Here is a 22,958-nt window from a genome sequence, read left to right as displayed (position 1 = left end):
TGATATAAAGATGTAAACGTTCTTTAAACAACTTGAAATTATCCAACCTCTGAAAAAATTTAAGGGGTAACAAAATAACAAGAGGGTTGATATAAGAATGAAGCCATCAGAATCTGAAATAAATTCAGATTAAAGGGGTAACAAATACAAAACAAAAAGTATCTATTAAAAAAGACAATTAGAAAAAACAATTTAAAAATTAGAAATCATGAAAACAAATTTTAAAAACATCGGATTATTATTCTTAGCAACAATTTCATTAGTAAGCTGTAACAATGATGGCGACGACACCACTATTTCACCGGCATCGGCAGCAGAGTTTGCAGCTGTCAAAAAAGCGGCTTTAGACGGACAAACACAAAAATTCACGATGACAGCGGCAACAGGCGTAATCACGTTAACATCAGCCAAAGGCGTTAAAATAAAAATAAACGGTGATTGTTTGACCAAAGCAGGAAATCCAGTAACAGGAGCTGTAGATATTGAGTTTGTAGAGCTTTTTGACAAAGGTAAAATGTTAGTGACTAACAAACCTACTATGGGAATAATGGGCGATGGAAATAGAAATTTATTGATTTCTGGCGGTGAATTCTTTATCAAAGCAACCCAAGGTGGAGTTGAACTGGCAACCACATGCAACATCAGCCTTATGGTTCCGGCAAGTTTAACTGACGGTATAGATACAGCAATGACATTTTGGACGGGAATTATAGATGCTAATGGAGACTTGGCCTGGAAAGATGCCAGAGATGCAGCTGGAACAAACGGAGGAAAAGGTGGCGTACAAGCAGAAGGAAACAACTATTATGTTTCTTTTGGGAACTTTGGATGGACCAATGTAGATAAATTTTACAGCGACCCAAGACCAAGAACCACAATCCTTGCCGATGCCCCTGACGGTTATGACAACACTAATAGCGCGATTTATTTATCTTACGACGGCGAAGGACAAAATGCACTTGCAAAATTAGACACCTATACTGCAGCCGGATTATTCAGCGAACATTACGGTCAAATTCCAATAGGATTAGCCTGTCACGTGATTTTCGCAACCGAAGACAACGGACAATGGAGATACGCCATCAAAGCCGTTACCGTTCAGGCAAACGACGTGTACACTTTCACTTTAGCTGAAACTACACTAGGTACTGAAGCCCAATTAGTAGCCGCAATCAATGCTATTCAGTAGCTTACAAAATAAATTTAATAAAAAAGTGGTGATTTGCTCATCACTTTTTTTTACATTTAAAAATATTTTTGAATTTATCCTGATGCTTTCCAGGAGCTAATCCTGCTGTACACTGTATCTTTCTTGTCCAGAACTTGTTTCTGGATCCTGAATTAAATTCAGGACAAAGAAAGGATGCCGTTCCCATCAGGGCTAAAAACCATCCCGATTATGAGACAACTATTATTCATCCTCTTATTTATAACCTCTTTTCCCTTTTATTCCCAAAAAAAAGTAAAAGACACCATCACCCGAAGAGCGAATATTGGCTACAATCAAAAAGGAAATCTAGTCACTTTCAAACCAGAAACACCACCACTTATCCCAATCGCAGGCGCACCAAAACCCAGTTATTCCTACTTATGGGAGCTAGGTGACGGTCATTACAGCAAACAAGTCGAACCTAAACACGTTTACAAAACCAAAGGAACCTACACCGCCCGACTTACCGTCACCAATAATTACGATAACGGAAAACCACCGGCAACAAGACCAAAAAAAGTAGCGATAAACGAAGTTTCTGACGAAGTTTACAATGACATAGCTTCCCTAGAAGACCAAAACGGATTCTCTATTCAAAAAAATTGCGATCCCATTCCGGAACAGGAAATGGTTGTTATTTTAAGTTACCAAAACATGGCAAACTATGTGAGCAGTGGCAAATTGTATCTTTTCTACAATGAAAAACAATTCAAAAACAACAACTTCGAATTGGTTGATTTTAGAACGCATGCCGGCGAACGCGAAATCAAGGAAAACACCATTGTATCGATAAATGATTTGGACGATTCCAATTCGTATTTGGTCTCCAATGAAACTTTGGCTCCAGCCAAAAAATACAAAACCACCACCACCGAAGAGGATTTGGACGCCACGCTTTTAGAAGCCCATAAAACATACAAAAACGTTTCCATTCTGGAATTTGACGACAGCAATCCAGCTGAAACCCGAAATGTTTTTTACACCTTCAAAACTACTCCAGAAATGATTAAAGATACCAGCGCAACTGTAACCATGCGCGGTATATTCGTTCCCAATCGAAGTTTCAAAAATCACAAAATAAAAAATCTGGAGATGGAAATCGTCACTTCACACGACCCTAACAAAATGGGTTCTAACGGAAGTTTCCTGAATTACAGATTGGTAAGATTCAAAAGAGTAAACTTCAAAACCCGCTTCCAGAATAATGGCGAAGGTCCGGCAAGAATGATTCGGCTGGAAACTGATATTCCGGAAATGTTCGACAAGAAAACATTTCAAATTGAAGATATGTACCCCAAATGTCCTATTTGTCCTAAAGGCGAAGTACCCACAACGAGTTGTTTAGACACAATTATCAAACAAAATCAAATATTCTTCACCTTCAAAAACATTTATTTACCCGGAAGCAACCAAAAAAATGTAAAAGAAATTGACAGTACCAAAGGCTTTGTAAAATATTCCATGAAATTCAACAAAGACTTTCACAAGATAAAAACTAAAAGCAGAACCGCGATAATTTTCGACAAAAACGAACCTATTATTACCAATTATGCCACTACCCGATTCTTACCCGGGATCTCCATTGGCGCCAAAGCCGGTTATAATTTATATCCCGATTTAGAAAATTCCAAAAGCTATTTTGTTGGCGCAACCATTTCGCCTTTCAAATCCTATCGGTATTATTGGCAGGCTGAATTCGTAAACAGTATTCATTCCTTTGACAGTTCAATTGCTGTAGAGGAAACAATCACCACAACTGCTAATGGTGTTCGACAACTGCAACGCACCACAAAAGCTACCAGCAACCAAAATGTTAATTGGGAAATCCCGGTATTGGTTCGATACAATATCAACAATTACATTGGTGTTGGAGCCGGTTTGCAAGCGAACATCAATATTTCGGAGAAACAGGAGCAAAAGAAAAAAACAGAAACTTTTGAAGGTCCTACAGATAAAATATTACTCAGCGCCAGCAAAGAATCCAATTCGGTTTCCGATTCTTTTACCAATTTAAAAACAGGTTTGCTTTTTGATTTAACGATTGGTGCAGCCCGGATTGGTCCAAGTTTAGGAGCCCGGTACGTGATGAATTTCAAGGAGAATTTCAATTATTTTCAGTTTTATGGGATATGGAAGTTTTAGTTTAAACACAAAAGTCACAAAAGAAAAAATGATGTAAATAACGAAAACATTCAGTTTTATGGGATTTAGAAGTTTTAATTTAAACACAAAAGCCATAAAAGAAAAGCAAAAGTTACAAAAGAAAAAATGATGCAAATAACGAAAACAATCAGTTTTATGGTATTTTAAATTTTAGTTTAAACACAAAAGTCATAAAAGAAAATCAAAAGTCGCAAAAGAAAAAATGATGCAAATAACGAAAACGTATTTAAAGGATTTGACATACCAGATAAATGGAGCTGCAATAGAAGTCCACAAAGAATTAGGCCCTGGATTGTTAGAAAGTGTTTATCATAAATGCATAAAAACAGAATTAACATTAAGAGGAATTTCATTCAAATCAGAATTGAAAGTGAGAATAAACTTCAAAGGAAATGAACTTGAAACTGACTACAGATGTGATTTATTAGTAGAAGATTGTATTGTAGTAGAATTAAAAGCACAAGATAATCTCCCCCCAATTCATCAAGCACAAATATTAACGTACATGAAACTCTTAAAAAAACCAAAAGGAATACTCTATAATTTTCATTGCATTAACTTATACAACGAAGGACAAAAGACATTCGTAAATGAATACTTTAGTGCTCTAGAAGATTAAAATAAATTTTCCCTTTTGTGGCAAAAAAATTTAACACAAAAGACACAAAAACTTGTATCAGTTTTATTTGCATTTTAGTAACTCACAAAACTTTTGCGCCTTTTACTTTTCTTTTATGACTTTTGTGTTTAAAACCCTTTTTGATGGCAAAACCTATTTTCTTCTTTTTAATCTTTACGACTCTGACTATATTCGGACAGAAAGCACACACCCAAGAAGATAAAATTTACCATACAATTGATGTTTTTGTAGCAAATCCATCTGCTGAAAACTTACAAAAACTCAGCAAAAACGAAAAGGAATTTTACAAAAATCCAAAACTAAAATCCAAAAATGAACTACTTGCCCTAGTTGTATTAAATTGCAATATCGCTTTCTATCAGAACCAATTTGGCAAAACCAATCAAGCGATTTCAAGCTACGAAAAAGCATGGCAACTTTATCAAAAGAACAAACTTAAGGATTATGACATTATCGAATATTGTCTGAAACCATTGGGGAATTTATACACGATTTCAGGTGATTATGACAATGCCGAAAACACCATCAAACAGTATTATTTCATTGCAGAAAAAGAAAAAAATACTCCCGAAGCTTCGGGACAAAAAATAGCCGCAATTCTCAATTTATCGAACGTGTACCAAAGTTCCGGTAAGAGTTTATTGGCCATAGAATTATTAGAAAAAACCATTAATACTGAAAAACTATCAAACGTCCAAAAAGGAATTTTACTCAATAATTTGGGAGCCAATTATATCATTAGCAATCACGCGACTGTTATAAATCCAGATGTTAATCGAAAAGCTCAAAACGCATTCGAAATGTCTAAAAAATTATTAGAAAAAGAAAAAAATCAATCTGAAACACTGTCTAATGTTTACCGAAATTTAGCGTCGATTTACAGCCAGCAACAAGACTTTGGACGTGCCAATTCCTATTTTGAAAAGGCAAGAAAGCTTTTTTTAGAAACCAGCAACAAAGAACCCAGAAAAATAGCAAAACTCGATTACGAAAATGCTTTACTGCTATTTGAACAGAAAAAATACACCAACGCAAGTGTCTTAATTTCGAATGTTTTCAAAAATTTAATTCCGAATTATTCCAATAAAAAAAATATTCTGCCCAACCAAAGCTCCCTTTATTCCGAAACCGTTTTACTGGACGCCTTAGATTTACAAGCCGCTATTTTTCAAAAACAAAATCAACCCAAAAAAGCATTGGAAGCCTATGCGCTTTCGTTCCATATCGAAGATTTATTTGCCCAACTTTTAGTTTATGAAAACTCTAAAATTATCAACCAAACCCGAGTTAGAAACCGTACCGAAAAATGCATCGCCATTTATGATTTACTTTATCAAAAGGAGAAAAAAAGCAACTATATAGAAAGCGCTTTCCAATTAGCCGAAAAAACAAAATCAGGCGTTTTAAAAAGTTATCTTGCCCAAAGCAAAACGGCCACGAAGGAAGAAAAACTGCATTTGGAACAACTTCAAAACTGGAATACTGAAATCATAAAAGAACAGCAAAAAGGATCTTTAGCCAATATTTCAAAAATAAACGAAGTCATCAAAAAGCAAAATGAAACAATGCTTTCGCTTAAAAAAATACGTTCCAAAAATCCGGAATTTATTCCTGAAAATTTAAATCTAACCACTTTATTTTCGAAGCTGGAAAAAGACAAAGCCATTATGGTTTATTATTTCTCGGGGTTTGAAAAGATGTATTATTTTACTTTGGAAAACCGACGAATCAAATTAAACTCTTTTAGTAATACTGCACATTCCATTGTTAAAATATGGCAATTCTTAGACTATTTTACTGATGCCAATACCATTACAAATGATATAAAAGGCTACAATCTTCATGGTAAAATTGTTTTTGATTTGCTGAAACTACCCAAAAACACAACCAACAAAAATCTCATTATTGTTCCTGATGGTATATTGAATTTTCTTCCGTTTGAGGCTTTGATAACTAAAGAAATTGCGACGAGTAATTTTGCCAAAATGCATTATTTACTGAATGATTTCAAGATTTCCTATAACAATTCTGCTGTTTTTTATTTGAATGAAAAACCACTTTCGGGTGAAAAAAAAGACGTTTTGGGAATTTTTCCTGTGTTTGAAAATACTGATTACGCTTTGGCTTTTTCGAAAGATGAAATGCAATCCATAAAAAAGAATTTTGAAGGGCAGTTTTTTGAAAACGCAACCGCAACATTCAATAATTTCAAAACGAATGCCCCTAATTATTCCATTTTACATTTATCCACACATTCAAGTGCAGGTGATACTGAAACGCCGGCCAGCATCAAATTTTACGATCAGGAAATTTTATATTCGGAATTGTACAACTTAAAAATTAGTCCTGATTTGGTCGTGCTGAGCGCCTGTGAAACCGGAATTGGAAAACTCTACAAATCCGAAGGGGCCATGAGTATTGCCAGAGGTTTTCAGTTTGCCGGAGCACAAAATTTGTTGTTCTCGTTATGGAAAGTAAATGATTTTACCACATCCGTTTTTATGGATTATTTTTATAAAAACATAAAAAATCACGAATCTTATTTTGAGGCTAACACCAATGCAAAACTTAGTTTTTTAAATGATGCAACTATTCCAAACGCCAAAAAATCACCTTATTACTGGAGCGCTTTTGTTTATTACGGCGGAATTGAAACTCAAAAAAACAATAGTCACTTAATCTATTTATTGGGGTTTTTGGGTTGTATCGCATTATTTTTCCTGTTTAAAAAATTATTTTCCAAAGTAAAAAAGAAGATTAGCAAAGTTCCTTAAACAACGAATCCTTCGTGTATCTTTGTAAAGACCCTTTGCCCTAACATAAAACCAGATACTGAAATAAATTCAGCATAAATGAAAAACCTCCACGATATTCTTAAGAAAGAAAACTATAAAAAAGTAAAATTTAAGATTACCAAAACACAGCATTTATTAATAAAAGCAAAGATTAACGGCGTACTTGGTAACTTTATTCTTGACACCGGCGCTTCAAATAGTTGTGTAGGATTTGAGAGTATTGATTTGTTTTTATTGGAAGCCAAAAAATCTAAAACGAAAGCGTCTGGTGCGGGAGCAAACGGAATGTTCACGCAAATTGCTTTTAAAAATCAACTGCAACTGGGCAACTGGAAAGATGTAGCGTTTGATCTCGTAATTTTCGATTTATCCCATGTGAATGAAGCGCTCCTACAACACAAATCAAAACCTGTACATGGAATCATAGGTGCCGATGTTTTAATGAAAGGAAAAGCGATCGTGGACTATTTTAATTATTGCTTATATTTACAATAATAACCGTCATTTAAACCTCAAAGAAACATGAAAAATATTTTCAAAAAACTATTGATATTTATGGCACTACTTTTATTTTCTTGTTCTCCCGATAACTTAACAAACGAAAATGAAACAATAACCAATTCAGATTCCAACAATCCCGGTATTTTGAAAACCAGCACTTCAAAAATTTCAAATACTGGCACTTCAAAAATTTGGAACTTCGATAATTTAACGGAATGGGAAGATGCTACCCAAGTTGGCAATCCAAATTACTGGATTGAAAATGGAAATTTGCGCATTTTTGCAAATCCCAATACTTGGGAAAGATCAAAAGTAAAAACGATTTCAAGTTTTGCTGCAGGAACATACCGTTGGACTGTTTTTGTACCCGAAATGGGTGTTGGCGACATGGCAAGCATTGGAGCTTTTTTATACAATAACGACACACACGAACTTGATTTTGAGATTGGCTACGGAAAGCAAGCTATCCGAGATCAATTAGCAGCAGAACCGGACGATCTTATCGTATATATGACCTCACAGGGCTATCCATTCCAATCTGTTCAAAAGAAGATCAAAAGAGGGCAATGGTATAATCTTACGTTACAATTAACACTAACCTCAAACGGGCGTTATACTGTAAGTTGGAAAATCAATGATGCAATTATGGCAACTGTTCAACTTAGTTATGGCAAAACCACCAAATTTAAGATCTATTGCAGTGTCGAGAACTTACAATTTATAGGCGACCAGATTCCACAGAGCCAAAACTATGCTCTTTTTGATGCGGTGGAATTTAAAGGAATTTAAAAAAAAATCCCGTTTAGCAAAACTAAACGGGATAGATATTCTTCATCGTCAGAACGACAAAGTATAGGTATTACAATTCTAATGCTTTTTTAGGATTGTTATCCAACAATAATTCTAATGGATTTTCTAAAGCTTCTTTTACTGCTACCAAGAACCCAACAGACTCACGTCCATCAATAATTCTGTGGTCATAAGATAAAGCTACGTACATCATTGGGTGAATTTCCACTTTTCCGTTTACGGCAATAGGACGCTCTATAATGTTGTGCATTCCAAGGATTCCAGATTGTGGAGGATTGATAATTGGCGTACTCAACATACTTCCAAAAACACCACCGTTAGTAATCGTGAACGTTCCACCAGTCATATCATCAACTGTGATTTGCCCGTCACGCGCTTTTAATGCTAATCTTTTAATATCAGCTTCAACTCCACGAAAAGTTAAGTTTTCAGCATTACGAACTACAGGAACCATTAATCCTTTTGGTCCTGAAACCGCAATTGAAATGTCGCAAAAATCGAAAGCAATCTTATGATCACCATCCATCATTGAATTTACATCTGGGAATAATTTTAATGCTCTAGTTACTGCTTTTGTAAAGAAAGACATATATCCTAAACCAATTCCACCATGTTTTGCTTTGAAGGCATCTTTGTATTCATTACGAATCAAGTTGATAGGCGTCATGTTTACTTCATTGAAAGTAGTCAACATTGCTGTTTCGTTTTTAGCAGCAACTAATCTCTCCGCTACTTTTCTACGTAACATAGATAATTTAGTACGCTCTGTTCCACGAGATCCACCTGTAGGTGTTCCCATAGATGGCACTGCATTTACTGCATCATCTTTAGTGATTCTTCCGGCTTTTCCAGTTCCTGTTACTGAAGCTGGTGCTATGTTTTTTTCGTCTAATATTTTTCTTGCTGCTGGAGATGGAGTTCCTGAAGCGTAAGTTGCTGCTGGAGCTGCCGCTACCGGAGCCGCTTTTGGTGCTTCTGCTTTAACTTCAGCTTTTGGAGCTTCTACTGCAACTGCTGGCGCATCACCTGCTGGTTTTGCAGCGCTAGTGTCAATTAAACAAACTACTGCTCCTACTGCTACAGCATCGCCTTCTTCTGCTTTTAATGTAATGATTCCGCTTGCTTCTGCAGGCAATTCTAATGTTGCTTTATCAGAATCAACCTCAGCAATTGCTTGGTCTTTCTCTACATAGTCTCCGTCTTTTACCAACCAAGTTGCAATTTCAACTTCTTTTATAGATTCCCCTGGTGATGGGACTTTCATTTCTAAAATCATGTTCTATTATTTTAAATTATGAATTTTAAATTTTAAATTGTTCTAAAAACAACCTATGCTTATTATATGTACCATTTTAGCCCTGATGGAAGCGGCATCCTTTTTCTTTTTTCTTTAAAAAGAAAAAGATATAGCGCACAGCAGGTTCTTGGCTCCTAAAAATACTTATTTAGTGAGATTGCTTCGTTCCTCGCAATGACTATCTAAATAAATTTTTATCGAATACCATTCGTATTGCATCGGCCTGACGACGTTTTGCTCTTGTGTAACTTCCTGCTGCCGGTGCTGCATAAGCTTTTAACGAAGCCAATCTCCATTTTACTAAATCGAAATTCATCAACATATAGCTGTAAGCTCCCATGTTTTTAGGCTCTTCTTGTGCCCAAACATAATCATCAGCGTTTGGATATTTAGCGATAATGGCTTTTAATTGTTCTACCGGTAATGGGAATAATTGTTCGATTCTAACTACAGCAACATCGTTACGACCGTTATTTTCTCTTTCGGCAGTAATGTCATAATAGAATTTACCCGTACAGAAAACTAATGTTTTCACATCCGCTTTATTTACTGTTACATCATCAAAGGTCTCTTGGAAACTACCATTTGCAAATTCTTCAACAGAAGAAACTACTCTTGGGTCACGCAATAAACTTTTTGGAGTAAATACAATAAGTGGTTTACGGAAAGTCGTTTTCATTTGTCTTCTCAACAAGTGAAAAAAGTTGGCTGGCGTTGTACAATCAGCAACATACATGTTTTGTCTGGCACACAATTGTAAATAACGTTCCATTCTTGCAGATGAATGCTCTGCTCCTTGTCCTTCATATCCGTGAGGCAATAATAAAACAATACCGTTCTGATTGTTCCATTTATCCTCTCCACAAGATATGTATTGGTCAATCATAATTTGGGCTCCATTACTGAAATCTCCAAACTGTGCTTCCCATATTGTAAGTGTATTTGGGTTTGCTAAAGCATAGCCATAATCAAAACCTAAAACACCATATTCAGATAAAAGGGAATTGAAAATATTGAACTTTCCTTTTTTACCTTCTAAATTATCTATCAAAAGCACTTCTTCTTCTGAATCTTCGACTTTTACAACGGCATGACGATGGGAGAAAGTACCTCTTTCAACATCCTGTCCAGAAATACGAACGTCGTATCCTTCTTGTAATAATGTTCCATAAGCTAAATGTTCGGCCATAGCCCAATCCAACTTATTGGTATCGAAAAACATTGTTTTTCTATCGTTAATAAGTTTTTGGATTTTGCTGATAAACTTTTTATCCGAAGGCAAATTACAAATAGCATTTGCAACTTGTGTAAGTCCTTCTTTAGAATAAGAAGTATCTACATTTTCGAGCATTTGTGTATCTGTTACTTGTTCAAATCCTTTCCATTCATTTTTCATAAATGGAGTAATGATTGTCAAATCTTTTTTACGGGATGCCTCAAGATTTACTTCAAGATTAGATTTGTATTCTTTTTCTAATCCGTTCACATAAGTAGCATCAATAATTCCTTCTGACAATAGCTTTTCAGCATAAATATCTCTAGGATTTTGATGTTTTGCAATGATTTTATACAAAACTGGCTGAGTGAAACGAGGTTCGTCACCTTCATTATGTCCGTATTTTCTATATCCTAATAAATCGATGAATACATCACGACCAAATTGCATTCTGAAATCCAAAGCAAATGACATCGCATGTACTACCGCTTCAGCATCATCTGCATTTACGTGTAATACCGGTGAAAGGGTTACTTTGGCAACATCTGTACAATAGGTTGATGAACGAGCATCCAGATAATTAGTTGTAAAACCTACCTGATTGTTGATTACAATGTGAATTGTACCACCCGTTTTATATCCGTCTAATTGTGCCATTTGCACTATTTCATAAAGAATTCCCTGACCAGCAATTGCGGCATCCCCGTGAACGGCGATTGGCAATACTTTAGAGAAATCATTAGGAAAATATTTATCTTGTTTTGCTCTTGTAATTCCTTCAATTACTGCACCTACTGTTTCAAGGTGAGAAGGATTTGGAGCTAAATTAATATTTATCTTTTTTCCTGTACGGGTAACTTTGTCAGCTGTAAGACCTAAATGGTATTTTACATCTCCATCAAAATATTCCTGATCGTAATCTTTACCATCAAATTCACCAAAAATGTCTTGGGTAGATTTGCCAAAAATATTAGCCAATACATTCAAACGACCTCTATGAGCCATTCCCATTACAAATTGTTCCACTCCTTTTTCGGCTGCTTTTTCAATCAAAGCATCCAAAGCTGGAATTACTGATTCCCCTCCTTCAAGTGAAAATCGTTTTTGACCAACATATTTTGTATGTAAGAAATTCTCAAAAGAAACTGCTTCATTTAATTTATCAAGAATGGATTTCTTTTCATCAGCAGAAAAATTAGGCTGATTGTCATTTATCCCAAGTTTATTCTGAATCCAGTCCACCACTTCTGGTTTACGAATATACATATACTCGACCCCAATGTGCTGACAATAAATTGCCTCAAGGTGCATTATAATTTCTTGAAGCGTACAAGGCTGAATACCGATAACCTTTGCCGCATCAAAAACAGTATTTAAATCTGCTGCCGAAAGCGAAAAGTTTACGATGTCCAGTGTAGGCAAAGTAGCTCTTCTTTCTCTTACGGGATTTGTTTTTGTAAACAAATGTCCACGAGAACGATATCCGTCAATCAATTTTAGTACGTTAAATTCTTTTTGAAGTTTTTCCGATACATTTGAACTCTCAATATTCCCAGCAGCAACATTTGCTATATAGGTTACTGGAGTTTCTGGATTCTCATCATTATAAGTAGTCATCCCAAAGTCGAAACCTTGAAAAAAACTTCTCCAGCTTGGCTCTACGCTATCTGGATTTACTAAGTATTGATCGTATAATTGTGCGAAAAATTCGGTGTGTGCTGCGTTTAAAAATGAAAACCTATCCATAATGCTAGTGAATATACTTTTTGTTAAATAGTTTGACAAAAGTACGATAATCAATTCTATCTAAATCGATTTTTTACGTACTTTTACGTAAAAATTTGTTAAAAAAACCCTTAAAACATGAAAAAAACTCATCAATTAGCCATTTTAAGAACTTTTTTGATTTCGATAACCTTATTCTCTTCCCATTTTTTATTAGCACAACAACAAACGATTGATCCCCAATCGCAAAGTGATTTTTGGAAGAAAGTTCAATTTGGAGGAGGTATCGGATTGGGTTTTGGCTCTGAATATACTAATATTTCACTGGCTCCTAGTGCTATTTACAACTTCAATGAATATGTAGCTTTGGGTCTTGGCGCCCAATATACTTATGCAAAACAAAAAAATTATTACGCCTCCCATTTATATGGCGGGAGTATTGTAGCACTCTTTAATCCTATTAACGAGATTCAACTTTCGGCAGAATTAGAACAATTAAGAGTCAATGTAGATTTAGATGGTTCCAATAGCAATTCACAAGATTACTGGAACACCGGTTTGTTTCTTGGTGCTGGATATAGAACTGGGAATGTAACTATTGGTGCTCGCTACAATGTATTAAATGACAATAAGAATGTTTATGGTAACGCCTTCATGCCTTTTGTAAGGGTTTATTTTTAATTTAACATCATGAAAAAGACACTACAATTATTCTGCATTCTATTTATAAGTACTTGTTTTGCGCAAAATAATATTTTACAATCTGGCCCTATGGTAGGTTATTGTGAAATGAAAGAAGCCGTTATTTGGTTACAAACCAATAAAGACGCTACGGTCAAAGTAGCGTATTTCTCAACTGATAATCCGTCTAAAATATTGTATTCAGAGAATTATACTTCTTCAAAAGATGCTGGGTATACCTACCATATTATTTTAGACCAATTACAACCTGACAAAAAATACACGTACAACATTTTTATAAACAATAAAAAAATTGAATTGCCATATGAAACTTCGTTTTCGTCAAAAAAATTATGGCAATGGCGAGAAGATGCACCTGATTTCAAAGTAGCATTTGGCAGCTGTATGTATATCAATGAAACTGAATTTGACAGACCCGGAAAACCGTATGGAAGCGGATATTCTATTTTTGAAAGTATTGCTAAAAAAAATCCGGACATTATGATTTGGGGCGGAGACAACTCCTATTTAAGAGAAGCAGATTGGGATAGCAAAACCGGAATTTACCATAGAAACACACACTCAAGATCTATCAAGGAGATTCAGCCCTTGTTGGCAAAAACTCAAAATTTTGCAATTTGGGATGATCATGATTTTGGTCCGGATGACAGCGACCGTAGTTTTTATAACAAACACATCACTCAAAAAGCATTTAAAGATTTTTGGGGTAATAAAAGCTATGGAATAAGTCCAAATCAAAATGAAGGTATTTTTTCTACTTTTAATTGGGGTGATGCGCAGTTTTTCCTAATTGACGACCGCTTTTTCAGATCTCCGGACAATAGAATTACTGGCGATAAAACTATGATAGGAACTACACAATTTGAATGGCTTATTGATGCTTTAAGTTCATCAGATGCCAGTTTTAAAATAATAGTAATTGGCGGACAGGTAATTAACGCTGTTCCTGACACAGAGAATTATGGCCGCTTTCCTGAAGAAAAAGAAAAACTACTAAAGGAGATTACAGACAATAAAATAAAAGGAGTCTTCTTTCTAACTGGCGACAGGCATTTTGCCGAAATGTCAATGCTTCCTCGTGAAAATACTTATCCCATTTATGACTGGACCGTTTCGCCATTGACAGCTGGGATTGTTTCTAAAAAAGTGTTAGATGAAAATAATAAATATAAAGTTAGTGGGAGTGCATTTGTACAGAATAATTTTGGGACAATCTCTTTTTTGGGTTCGAAAGAAAACCGACAAATGAAACTTACTTTATTTGATGCAAACGGAAATGAGTTATGGAATAAAATAATCTTAAAAAAAGAATTACAGTAACTAATACTTATTCCTAAACCATACTTTTTGCCATTCTCTTTTTAGAATTAGAAAAGCAACTTCTTCGGCAAGAATTACTAAATCTGAACCATCTAGCTTTTTTATTTGCTCTTCAGAAACATCAATTATATAAAGTAGATTAAGATATTCAGCAAATTTATATTGAATTAGTCTGTAGATTTTTTCATGTAATTGTATCTTCAATTCATTGGGAGAAATACTCAACGGAAAATCAATTCCTTCGTTTGCAAGATTGAAATCCTTATTTATCTGTTCAATTAATTTCAAATATAAATTTTCTCCTTCCGCTTCGGTAAGTAGTAAATCAGTATTTTTTGGAGCTATAAACATTTGATTTCAGATTATTGATTAACGATTTTAGATTACAGTTATAAAGGAACAAATTCAATTGTAACAACAACTAAAGACTACACTGCTCTTCCCATTAAATTTTCACCAAAAGTTCTTAGCATTGCTTTTTTATCAGCACTGATATTCATTTTATCCAATGTTTGAAAAGCTTTAAATGTAAAATCCTGAATGGCATCTTGCGTTGCTTTTGAAGCACCAGAACTATTAAAAATTTCTTTTACTGCTTTAATTTTATCTGAATTATCTTCTGGTTGAACAGAAAACAAATCCATCAATTGTTGTTGCTGTTCTTTTTCTGAAAAAGCAACGGCTTTTAGATATAAATACGTTTTTTTATTTTCAATAATATCACCGCCCACTTGTTTTCCAAAGGTTTCCGGATCTCCAAAAGCATCCAGATAGTCATCCTGCAATTGAAAAGCCAACCCTAAATTCAGTCCGAAATCATATATTAGATTTGCGTTTTCCTTTGAGGCTTTAGCAATAATAGCACCCATTTTCATTGCTGCAGCAACTAAAACGGCTGTTTTATATTCAATCATTTTAAGATATTCCGGAATGGTGACATCATCTCTAACTTCAAAATCTACATCCCATTGTTGTCCTTCGCAAACTTCAAGAGCAGTTTTACTGAACAATTTAGCCAGTTTACGAAATATTTTAGGTGGGTATTTCTCAAAATATTGATACGCCAAGATCAACATCGCATCACCAGATAAAATTCCGGTATTTATATTCCATTTCTCATGTACCGTTTGCTTCCCTCTTCGCAAAGGAGCATCATCCATAATATCATCGTGAACCAACGAAAAATTATGAAAAACCTCAACAGCCAAAGCAGCTGGCAACGCTTTTTTATAATCTGCATCAAAAACTTCAGCGCTCATAAGTGTAAGTACCGGACGCATTCTTTTTCCTCCAAGATCTAAAATATAATGTATGGGTTCATACAAATTTTTGGGTTCCTTGGCTTCATATTGCGACTGCAAATATTCCGAAATAAACTCCTGATACTGATAAATGGTATGCATAAATTAATTTTTGGCTAATTTACAGTATTCACACTTTATTCCAAACTACGTTTCTTAATGAAATGTTAAATAATCGAAAATACATTGGAAACTATTTTGGTATTCAAAGTTTCCTATCTACATTTGCATCGAAATTTAACATTTCAAATAAAGTCATTTCAAACCATTATGAAATGAAAATAAAACCTAAATAAAACCCAACCCATTATGACAACAACCTGGACAATTGATTCAACTCAATCGGATGTTCTAATTAAAATAAGACATTCCATAATCGCCTATTTAGCCGGAACCATAAACAAATTCAAAGGACATATAGACATTCAGGATGATGAAATTGAAGACGCTTCAGTTGAATTTTCCTTAGTTGTAAACAACACTGATACTAAACTGGAACAAATTGATTCTCACCTAAAATTAAATGATTTTTTTGATATAAATGAGTATCCAATTATAAGCTTTAAGTCTACTTCTTTTCAAAAAGTGAACAAGAATATTAATTTTTTGAAAGGAAATTTAACAATCAAAAATATCACAAAAGTTGTTGAGCTAGACGCAGAATTTATTGGAATCAATGCTTATAATGGCGATCAAAAAGCGGCATTTGAGATAACGGGAGCTATTAATCGTAAAGATTTTGGATTAACATCAAATGCATTTACTCAAACTGGCGGAATAACAACTGGGCAAGACATCAAACTTATTGCAAATTTAGAATTCACAGTTTAAGTCGTTTTATGTAAAAGTAAAATAATTACAAAATAATTGGAAACTATTTTGGTGTTTTAAGTTTCCTTATTACATTTGCATTCGAAATTTAACATATTTCTACAAATTAAATAAACCGTAACAGGCTAAGAATAAACAAAATGAAAGAGAAAATTATATCAAAAGCAAGCGACATGTTTTTAAAACTAGGTTTTAAAAGCATTACCATGGATGATATTGCAGGGGAAATGTGTATTTCTAAAAAGACAATCTATAAATATTTTTGTAACAAAGAAATACTTATTGAAGAAAGCACCGCTACAATCCACAAAGAAGTACATCAGATTATTGACCGCATCATAAGCAAAAATTACAATGCAATTGAGGAAAATTTCGAGATACGAAAAATGTTCAAGGAAATGTTTAAATCATCTGCTACCTCTCCCATATACCAACTAAAAAAGCACTACCCAGAGATCTATGATAGGGTAATGTCACGAGAAATTAACGAATGTAATGCCGCTTTCGAACAAAATATTAGAAAAGGAATCCAACAAGGTTTGTATCGGGAAAACATAAATGTGGAAAGTTACATCCAATTTTATTACTTGTTAGTATTCAACATAAAAGCAAACACAAGCTCCGAAAATGAAGGTCAAAAAATAGAACTTGAAATTTTAGAATACCATACCCGAGCGATGGCAACGCAAAAAGGGATCATTGAACTTGAAAAACATTTACTAAACTATACCATATAATGAAGAAAATAATTTTAATAACATTCTTAATTTTTGCTATATCGGCAAAATCACAAGACGTCAAATCGTTAACCTTAAAGGATGCGATTACCTATGCTTTAGAAAATAAAGCAGATGCTAAAAAAGCCAAACTGAAAGTAGAAAATAGCGAATATCAAATTCAAGAAGTTCGTTCCAGAGCTTTACCTGAAATTTCTGCAAACGGAGGATTGACTTATAACCCTATTTTGCAAACTACTTTCCTTGACGGAGGATCTTTTGGTGGTGAACCAGGATCTACGGTTAAACTTAATTTTGGACAAAAATGGAATTCAACAGCGGGTCTTTCTTTGACACAAACTCTTTTTGACCAATCTGTTTTTACAGGTTTGAAAGCCGCAAGATCAACCAGAGAATTCTATCAGATAAATGATCAATTAACAGAAGAACAAGTAATTGAGAGAGTGGCGAATAATTATTACCAAGTATACGTTCAACGTCAAAGATTAAATGTTCTGGACAGCAATTATGTTAACACCAATAAAGTGAAAACCATAATTAAGGGACAATTTGACAATGGTTTGGCCAAAAAAATTGACTTAGATAGAATTTTGGTAAAAATTTCAAACATCAATACACAACGTCAACAAATTTTAAATGCAGTTCAATTGCAGGAAAACGCTTTGAAGTTTTATATTGGGATGCCAATTGAAACTAAAATCAGTATTCCACAGTCTGAATTTCAAGTTACACCTCAAGCGTTATCTGAAGTTCCAAATACAGAAAATAGAACGGAATATTTGCTTTTGAAGAAACAAGAACAATTATTAATGTTCCAAAAGAAAGCGGATGAAGCGGCATACTACCCTACACTTTCCCTTTCGGCAGGCTATAATTATATTGGTCAAGGTCCACAAATGCCTTGGGGAGCAAAACCAGCTGACGGTGTTTACTGGTCTGATTACTCTTCTATTGGTTTGAACTTAAAAGTTCCTATTTTTAAAGGCTTTTCAACTAGAGCAAAAGTAAGACAAGCAGATGTTAATTTAAGATCCTTGAAGGAAGACATAAAAGACACCAAATTAAGTCTTGATTTAGCGTATGAAAACGCAAACATTCAAATTAACAACAGCATCATTACTATAAGCAACCAAAAGGAAAATGCACAATTAGCACAAGACGTTCTAAACAACACCAGAAATAATTACATACAAGGATTGGCTTCTTTAACTGATTTATTGGATGCAGAAAATTCATTGACAGAGGCACAAAACAATTACACTTCTGCAATATTAGATTACAAACTAGCAGAAATTCAATTAATCAAATCAAAAGGAGAATTAAAAACATTACTAAACAACTAAGAACATGAAAAAAAATATAATAACCGGAATAATCATTTTAGGCGCAATAGCAATCATAGCAGTAGTTTTAACAAACAACAAAAAAGAAAACGAAGCAAAAACAGCTCTTGTAGCTGAAAAAAACGCAAGTGTTTCCGTTAAAGTTGGAACGGTAAAAACAGAAGAAGTTTCACTTGATTTTTCGGCCAATGGAAATTTTGAGCCACTTCAAGAATTGAGTTTTTCAGCAGAGAAACCAGGAAGAGTGGTACGTGTTTTAGTAGATGAAGGATCAACAGTACATATCGGTCAAACCCTGGCAATTGTAAGAAGCGAACAAATTTCTTCGGACTTAGAAACAGCTCAGGCTTCTTATCAAAATGCATTAAGTGATTACAATCGCTTTGAAAATGCATTCAAAACAGGCGGAGTTACAAAACAACAGTTAGATCAGGCAAAATTAGGGTTAGTAACTGCAAAATCAAGATTACAGCAAGCTAAAGTTAATATTGGCGACACTAATATCAAATCTACCATTAACGGTATTGTAAATAAAAAATACATTGAGCCAGGATCCGTTCTTGGTGCTGCAACGCAAATGTTTGACATTGTAAATGTTACCAGATTAAAATTAAAAGTTACGGTTAATGAAAATCAAGTAGCCGGTTTAAAATTAGGAAACAATGTGAATGTCAAAGCAAGTGTTTACCCTGATGCTACTTTTTCAGGTAAAATTACTTTTATCGCCCCAAAAGCAGATTCCCGTTTAAACTTTCCTATAGAAATAGAAATTGCTAATAATTCCTCTAATGATTTGAAAGCAGGGATGTATGGAACTGCTGAATTTGCTTCAAGCCAACAAAAACAATCGTTGATGATTGTTCCTAGAAATGCATTTGTAGGAAGTGTAAGCAGCAACCAAGTATTTGTAGCAGAAAACGGAGTTGCTAAACTAAAAACGGTAACTGCCGGAAGAATTTTTGGCGACAAAGTAGAAATTTTAAACGGCCTTTCTGATGGTGAAACTGTAATTGTTACAGGTCAAATCAACCTTCAAGACGGATATAAAGTGGATATTATTAAATAATTTGTTAATGGTAATGGCCAATTATAACTGATTGACCTTAAAAACTAGATGAACCATTAATAATCAACAATAAAAATATATGAAATTAGCAGAAATATCCATAAAGCGTCCCTCATTAGTAATTGTATTGTTTACAATTCTAATTCTAGGAGGATTATTCAGTTACACTCAATTGGGCTACGAATTAATTCCTAAATTCGAAACCAATGTAATTACCATTGCGACTGTGTATCCTGGAGCTTCACCAAGTGAAGTCGAAAACACAGTGACTAAAAAAATTGAAGATGCCGTTGCTTCTTTAGAAAATATCAAAAAATTAGACTCTAAATCATACGAAAGTTTATCAACAGTTTCTATCACTTTAACCTCTGATGCTGATGTTGATATTTCCATGAATGATGCGCAACGCAAAATAAATGCTATTATCAGTGATTTACCGGATGATGCCAAAACACCGTCTTTGAGTAAATTCTCCTTAAGTGATTTACCAATTATGACCATTGGTGCCAATGGAAAAATGGATGAAGCCGCTTTCTATGATTTAATTGATAAAAAAATAGCACCTGTTTTATCTCGTGTAGCCGGTGTAGCTCAAGTAAGTATTATCGGGGGACAAGAACGTGAAATTCAAGTCAATCTTGATGCCGTAAAAATGCAGGGATATGGACTTTCTGTTCCACAAGTGCAACAAAACATTTTGAGTTCTAATCTTGATTTCCCTACAGGAAATATTCAAACTCGTGAACAAAAAATCTTAATTCGTTTAGCCGGAAAATACAAAAACGTTGAAGAATTAAAAAACCTAATCGTTTCATCAAACAATGGAATTCAAGTTCGCTTGGGTGATATTGCCGATGTTCAAGATACACAAAAAATTGCTGAAAAAGTCGCTCGTATTGATCAAAAAAGCGCCATTATTTTACAAATCGTAAAACAATCTGATGCCAATGCTGTTGCAGTAAGTGAAGAATTATTGAAAACAGTTAGCAAACTGGAAAGTGACTACAAAGTCAATCAACTGAAACTAGAAGTAGCAAAAGACAGTACCGTTTTCACATTAGAAGCTGCTGATTCTGTAGTACACGATTTATTGATTGCCGTATTTTTGGTAGCTTTCGTAATGTTGTTTTTCTTGCATAGTATTAGAAACTCCTTGATTGTAATGGTTTCTATACCTGCTTCATTGATTTCAACATTTATTGGAATTTACTTGCTAGGGTACACACTAAATTTAATGAGTTTATTAGGATTATCACTTGTTGTTGGTATTTTGGTGGATGATGCCATTGTGGTATTGGAGAATATTTACCGACACATGGAAATGGGTAAAAACCGAGTACGTGCGTCCTACGATGGAACTGCCGAAATTGGAGGAACCGTAACTTCAATTACCCTGGTAATTGTTGTCGTATTTTTACCAATTGCAATGAGTTCTGGTATGGTTTCAAACATTATTACACAATTTTGTGTCACTGTAATTATCTCAACCTTACTCTCACTTTTAGCTTCGTTTACCATTATCCCTTGGTTGTCTTCCCGTTATGGAAAATTAGAACACATTGAAGGTAAAAATCTTTTTGGCAGAATTATTCTTGGGTTCGAAAGCTATTTAACTCGTTTTATCAACTGGATTTCTGGCTTGTTAACGTGGTCTTTAGACCATTACAAGACTACTTTAGCGATTGTATTATTGTTGTTTTTTAGTTCCATAGCACTTATTCCTGCAGGATTTATTGGTGGAGAGTTTTTTGCAGCATCAGATAGTGGTGAATTTTTAGTTCAAATAGAAATGCCAAAAGATGCGTCATTAGAACAAACCAACTTTATGACTCAAAAAGCAGAAGCCTTTTTGAAAACGCAAGAATATGTAAAAAGTCAAATCACAACCGTTGGGCAAACCAGTGAAGGTTTAGGAGCATCACAAGCCACCGCTTACAAATCAGAGATTGACGTGAAAATGGTTGATAAAAAAGACCGTTCTGATGAAGCCTCTGTATATTCTGCCAAAATAAAACGGAAGTTAGAAAAAGTATTGGTTGGAGCAAAAGTAAAAACTGCTCCGGTTGGTATTTTAGGAACTGCCGAAGATGCTACATTAGGATTAATTGTAACAGGTTCTTCACTAGAAAGCGCTATGGCTTTTGCAAAACAGGCAGAAGCTGAATTGTATAAAATCCCAGGAGCAACAGAAATTAAATTATCTGTAGAAGATGGAAATCCAGAAATTAATGTCAAAGTAGACAGAGATAAAATGGCAGCACTTGGATTGAGTCTTCAAACTGTTGGTATGACTATGCAAACGGCCTACAGCGGAAATACAGATGGAAAATTTAGAGCTGGAGAATATGAATATGATATCAATATCAAATACAACAGTTTTGACAGAAAAAGCATTAGTGATGTGAGCAACTTGATTTTTATAAATGAAAGAGGCGAACAAATTAAATTATCACAATTTGCGACTGTAAAAGAAGGTTCTGGACCAAGTCAATTGGAACGTAGAGATAAGACAGCATCGGTTACTGTAAAAGGACAAAACATTGGTGTACCAGCCGGAACTATTGTTAATCAATGGCAAGAAAAATTAGACAAACTGAAAAAACCAACCGGTGTAAATTACATTTGGGGTGGAGATCAGGAAAATCAATCCGAAGGTTTTGGAACATTAGGAATTGCATTATTAGCGGCTATTATATTAGTTTACCTTGTAATGGTTGGATTATATGATAGTTTTGCACATCCATTTGTAGTATTGTTTGCTATTCCGCTTTCGTTTATTGGAGCCTTATTAGCTTTGGCATTGACGAACAAAACATTGAATATATTTACCATTCTTGGTATGATTATGCTAATTGGTTTGGTTTGTAAAAATGCGATTATGCTAGTCGATTATACCAATCAAAGAAGGGCTGCGGGAGAATCGATAAGAAATGCATTAATTCAAGCGAATCATGCGAGACTTCGTCCAATTTTGATGACGACTATTGCTATGGTATTTGGTATGTTCCCAATTGCATTAGCATCTGGAGCTGGAGCTGAATGGAAAAATGGTTTGGCTTGGGTAATTATCGGAGGATTAATTTCCTCGTTATTCTTAACCTTGATTGTCGTTCCTGTAATTTATGAAATTATGGAGAAATTAATTTCCAAATTTAGTAAAGGAGAAAAAACAGATTATGAAGCTGAAATGGTTGCCGATTATGTCCATACTGAATTAAGTGAAGATGGATTTAATCCAAAACATACCTTGTAATACTAAATCAAAAATGTCCTCGCCCTAAAAAGCGATACCCATTTATCA

The 22,958-nt window shown here is 34.5% G+C and carries 17 protein-coding genes; 13 read left to right on the top strand and 4 right to left on the bottom strand.

What is annotated here, in order from left to right:
• The first annotated feature begins 208 nt into the window (after positions 1 to 208).
• The 6 genes from ACM55K_RS03030 to ACM55K_RS03005 all read left to right on the top strand — a co-directional run bounded on the left by ACM55K_RS03030 (position 209) and on the right by ACM55K_RS03005 (position 8,098).
• Complete coding sequence (locus tag ACM55K_RS03030) at positions 209 to 1,189, top strand: hypothetical protein (RefSeq protein ID WP_416848766.1); 981 nt, start codon at positions 209 to 211, stop codon at positions 1,187 to 1,189.
• A 210-nt stretch (positions 1,190 to 1,399) separates the two neighbouring features.
• Entirely contained in the window at positions 1,400 to 3,352 is a 1,953-nt protein-coding gene (locus ACM55K_RS03025) for a PKD domain-containing protein (RefSeq protein ID WP_416848765.1), read from the top strand.
• Positions 3,353 to 3,575: 223 nt separating this feature from the next.
• Positions 3,576 to 3,992, top strand: a complete 417-nt coding sequence (locus ACM55K_RS03020) for a GxxExxY protein (RefSeq protein WP_416848764.1) — start codon at positions 3,576 to 3,578, stop codon at positions 3,990 to 3,992.
• A 143-nt stretch (positions 3,993 to 4,135) separates the two neighbouring features.
• Positions 4,136 to 6,787, top strand: coding sequence for a CHAT domain-containing protein (locus ACM55K_RS03015; protein WP_416848763.1), 2,652 nt, complete (start codon positions 4,136 to 4,138; stop codon positions 6,785 to 6,787).
• A 78-nt stretch (positions 6,788 to 6,865) separates the two neighbouring features.
• The gene (locus ACM55K_RS03010) at positions 6,866 to 7,303 is read left to right on the top strand and encodes a retropepsin-like aspartic protease (RefSeq protein ID WP_416848762.1); all 438 of its coding nucleotides are present in this window, start codon (positions 6,866 to 6,868) and stop codon (positions 7,301 to 7,303) included.
• Between the two features lie 27 nt (positions 7,304 to 7,330).
• Entirely contained in the window at positions 7,331 to 8,098 is a 768-nt protein-coding gene (locus ACM55K_RS03005) for a hypothetical protein (RefSeq protein ID WP_416848761.1), read from the top strand.
• 70 nt (positions 8,099 to 8,168) lie between these two features.
• Here ACM55K_RS03005 and odhB read toward each other — a convergent pair whose 3' ends face one another.
• Complete coding sequence (gene odhB, locus ACM55K_RS03000; protein WP_416848760.1) at positions 8,169 to 9,395, bottom strand: 2-oxoglutarate dehydrogenase complex dihydrolipoyllysine-residue succinyltransferase; 1,227 nt, start codon at positions 9,393 to 9,395, stop codon at positions 8,169 to 8,171.
• Between the two features lie 199 nt (positions 9,396 to 9,594).
• Entirely contained in the window at positions 9,595 to 12,378 is a 2,784-nt protein-coding gene (locus ACM55K_RS02995; protein ID WP_416848759.1) for a 2-oxoglutarate dehydrogenase E1 component, read from the bottom strand.
• Between the two features lie 117 nt (positions 12,379 to 12,495).
• On the opposite strand from ACM55K_RS02995, the gene ACM55K_RS02990 reads away from it, so the two are divergent.
• Entirely contained in the window at positions 12,496 to 13,038 is a 543-nt protein-coding gene (locus tag ACM55K_RS02990; RefSeq protein WP_416848758.1) for a hypothetical protein, read from the top strand.
• A gap of 9 nt (positions 13,039 to 13,047) precedes the next feature.
• Entirely contained in the window at positions 13,048 to 14,379 is a 1,332-nt protein-coding gene (locus tag ACM55K_RS02985) for an alkaline phosphatase D family protein (RefSeq protein WP_416848757.1), read from the top strand.
• Here ACM55K_RS02985 and ACM55K_RS02980 read toward each other — a convergent pair whose 3' ends face one another.
• Together ACM55K_RS02980 and ACM55K_RS02975 are read right to left on the bottom strand one after the other, a co-directional pair.
• Positions 14,380 to 14,730, bottom strand: a complete 351-nt coding sequence (locus ACM55K_RS02980) for a hypothetical protein (RefSeq protein WP_416848756.1) — start codon at positions 14,728 to 14,730, stop codon at positions 14,380 to 14,382. It abuts the gene before it with no gap.
• Positions 14,731 to 14,807: 77 nt separating this feature from the next.
• Positions 14,808 to 15,782: a polyprenyl synthetase family protein gene (locus tag ACM55K_RS02975; RefSeq protein WP_416848755.1), complete on the bottom strand. Its 975-nt coding sequence runs from the start codon at positions 15,780 to 15,782 to the stop codon at positions 14,808 to 14,810.
• Positions 15,783 to 15,989: 207 nt separating this feature from the next.
• Here ACM55K_RS02975 and ACM55K_RS02970 point away from each other — a divergent pair, with 207 nt between their 5' ends.
• The 5 genes from ACM55K_RS02970 (at position 15,990) to ACM55K_RS02950 (ending at position 22,910) form a co-directional block, all read left to right on the top strand.
• The gene (locus tag ACM55K_RS02970) at positions 15,990 to 16,511 is read left to right on the top strand and encodes a YceI family protein (protein WP_416848754.1); all 522 of its coding nucleotides are present in this window, start codon (positions 15,990 to 15,992) and stop codon (positions 16,509 to 16,511) included.
• 140 nt (positions 16,512 to 16,651) lie between these two features.
• On the top strand, positions 16,652 to 17,248 hold the full coding sequence (locus ACM55K_RS02965) for a TetR/AcrR family transcriptional regulator (RefSeq protein WP_416848753.1): 597 nt from the start codon (positions 16,652 to 16,654) through the stop codon (positions 17,246 to 17,248).
• Entirely contained in the window at positions 17,248 to 18,591 is a 1,344-nt protein-coding gene (locus tag ACM55K_RS02960; protein ID WP_416848752.1) for a TolC family protein, read from the top strand. Before ACM55K_RS02965 ends, ACM55K_RS02960 begins: the two co-directional genes overlap by 1 nt.
• A gap of 4 nt (positions 18,592 to 18,595) precedes the next feature.
• The gene (locus tag ACM55K_RS02955; RefSeq protein WP_416848751.1) at positions 18,596 to 19,657 is read left to right on the top strand and encodes an efflux RND transporter periplasmic adaptor subunit; all 1,062 of its coding nucleotides are present in this window, start codon (positions 18,596 to 18,598) and stop codon (positions 19,655 to 19,657) included.
• Between the two features lie 79 nt (positions 19,658 to 19,736).
• Positions 19,737 to 22,910 carry an efflux RND transporter permease subunit gene (locus ACM55K_RS02950; RefSeq protein ID WP_416848750.1) on the top strand — a complete coding sequence of 1,058 codons (3,174 nt, stop codon included), beginning with the start codon at positions 19,737 to 19,739 and terminating at the stop codon, positions 22,908 to 22,910.
• Positions 22,911 to 22,958: the final 48 nt, after the last annotated feature.

It is taken from the genome of Flavobacterium arabinosi (assembly GCF_048158725.1).
Classification (GTDB): Bacteria; Bacteroidota; Bacteroidia; order Flavobacteriales; family Flavobacteriaceae; genus Flavobacterium; species Flavobacterium arabinosi.
This window is presented reverse-complemented; position numbering and strand designations above follow the sequence as displayed.